General features: G+C 71.8%; 1 protein-coding gene and 1 pseudogene. Both read right to left on the bottom strand.

Annotated elements, in window-relative coordinates:
• On the bottom strand, positions 1–1,864 hold a 1,864-nt coding region (locus tag BMG07_RS40445), incomplete at its 3' end, for a DUF3488 and transglutaminase-like domain-containing protein (protein WP_198089181.1).
• Between the two features lie 13 nt (positions 1,865–1,877).
• Positions 1,878–2,243, bottom strand: a pseudogene (locus tag BMG07_RS40440) (DUF58 domain-containing protein); the annotation flags it as partial.

Genomic DNA, 2,243 nt, shown 5'->3' with positions numbered 1-2,243 from the left:
CCTGCGCCATCTGGCGCGGGGGCGCGGTGTCGGGCAACTGCAGGCCGGCCTTGGCAAGCCGCGCGCGGGCCTGGCCCAGCAGGCGCAGCCACGGGTCGTGGCGGCTGCGCTCCCACAGCGTCCAGAGCGCGCCGGCCAGGCTCGCGCCCACCAGCAGGTAGAGCAGCACGTAGGCCAGGTCCTCGAGGCTCGGCGCCTCGAAGCCGATGTTCTTCAGCAGGTTGAGCTGGCGGCTCTGCGTGTAGTTGAGCACCCACTGGTTCCAGCCGTTGTTCACGGCCTCCCATGCGGCGCGGATGTTCTGCGCGAGCGTGGGGCTCATGGCGCCGATGGCGCCGGCGAAGAGGCCGGGTTGCGGTGCAAGGCGCTGGAATTGCCCGATGCGACCGGGCGCGACCGATGCCGTCGGGTCGACGCGCACCCAGCCCACACCCTCTTGCCACACCTCGGCCCAGGCATGCGCATCGCTCTGGCGAACGATCCAGTAGTTGTCGACGGCGTTGAGCTCGCCGCCCTGGTAGCCCGTCACGATGCGCGCCGGCACGCCCAGGTTGCGCATCAGCACCACGAAGGCCGAGGCGATGTGCTCGCAGAAGCCTTCCTTGCGGTCGAACCAGAACTCGTCGGCGGTGTTGTCGCCGTACACGCCGGGCTCCAGCGTGTAGGTGTAGCCGCCGGTGCGCAGCCGCCGCAGCGCGGCCTGCACGAAGGCCGGCGTGTCGGCATGGGCCAGGGCCGGGTCGGCGCGCATCTCGGCCGCGAGCGCGGCGGTGCGCGGGTTGGTGCCGGGCGGCAGCGCCATGTAGGCCTGCAACTGGCCGCCGGTGCGCTTGAGCGGGCCGCTTTCGAACTGCGTGTAGCTCTCTGCCCGGTAGCGCACCAGGTCGTTCAGCGGCCGGTTCGCGAACCATTGCAGGTCGGGCGTGCCCGTCACCTCGAAGCCCGCGGCCTCGGGTGCGCGCGGCGCGGCGTCGAGCGTCAGCAACCAGGGGCGGCTGCTGGGCTCGAGCGTGACCTCGTAGCGCACAGGCTCGCCGCTGGTGCGCAGGTTGGCCGACCACTGCGTGCCGCGCGCCCACGAGGGCAGGGCGGTCCATTCACGCCCGTCGAACTGCGCAAGCACCGGGCCGCGAAAGTAGAGCTGGCTTTGCGGCGGCGGGCGGTCGTTCTCGAAGCGCACGCGCGCGGCGATGCTGTCGTCCAGCGCCAGCTCGGCGATGGTGCCCACGCGCATGGTGTTCGACAACCCGCTGCGCCCCGTCATGGCGTCGCTGGGCGTGCCCCACAGCGGCGCGAAGCGCGGGAACAGCAAAAACAGCGCGAGCATGATCGGCGCGCCCGCCAGCGCCATCCAGCCGGCGGTGCGCGCGGCCTGCCACAGCGGCGGCCGGCCCACGGGCATGTGCGCGTTGACCAGCGCCGTCAGCAGGCCCAGCAGCGCGAGCAGCATCGTGAACGCGGTCAGCAGCGACTGCGAATAGAAGAAGTTCGTGAGCATCGCGAAGAAGCCCAGGAAGAAGATGACGAAGGCGTCGCGCCGCGCGCGCAGCTCCAGCGTCTTCAGCGCCAGCAGGATCACGATGAGCGTCACGCCCGCGTCGCGGCCCAGCAGCGTGCGGTGGGTGGCGTAGGTGGCGGCCAGCGCGAGCAGCAGCAGCGCCACGCGCCACCATTTGTTCGGCAGCGGCCGGGCCTGCACCGCGAGCATGCCGCGCCACAGCAGCACCATGGCCGTGATGGCGGTGCACCACCAGGGAATGTTCTCGACCTGGGGCAGCACGATCAGGCCGATCACCGTGAGCAAAAACAGCGTGTCCCGCGCGTCGCGGGGCAGGGCGGCCAGTCGCATCATGAGCTTGTTCATGGTCGTCGGGCCTTCAGCACAGGGCCAGCGCCTCAAGGCAGGCGCGCTTGTGCGCCTCGCCCTGCGAGGGCTTCACCACGCGGCCGGCCACGCGCAGGCCGTAGTCCACGCTGAGCCGGTCGGCCATCAGCACCCAGGCGCACAGCGCGAGATGCGGGCTTCGGCGTCGGGCAGGCCGGCGGTCTGGGCGTCGAGCCAGAGCTCCTCGCGCTGCGTTTGTTGGGTGTCGCGGCTCACCAGGTCTTCGGAGCCGGCGGCCTGGGCGCGCGCGGCCTTCTTCCAGACCACGAGCTTGAGCGGGTCGCCACGGCGGTAGGCGCGCACGCCGTCGTATTCGCCGGAGCCCGAGGCGCGCAGCGCGGCCGACGCGGCGGCGGGG

The sequence above is a fragment of the Variovorax sp. E3 genome, assembly GCF_016082275.1.
Taxonomy (GTDB): Bacteria; Pseudomonadota; Gammaproteobacteria; order Burkholderiales; family Burkholderiaceae_C; genus Variovorax.
The sequence above is the reverse complement of the archived record's forward strand: the minus strand, read 5'-3'. Positions and strand labels throughout refer to the sequence as shown.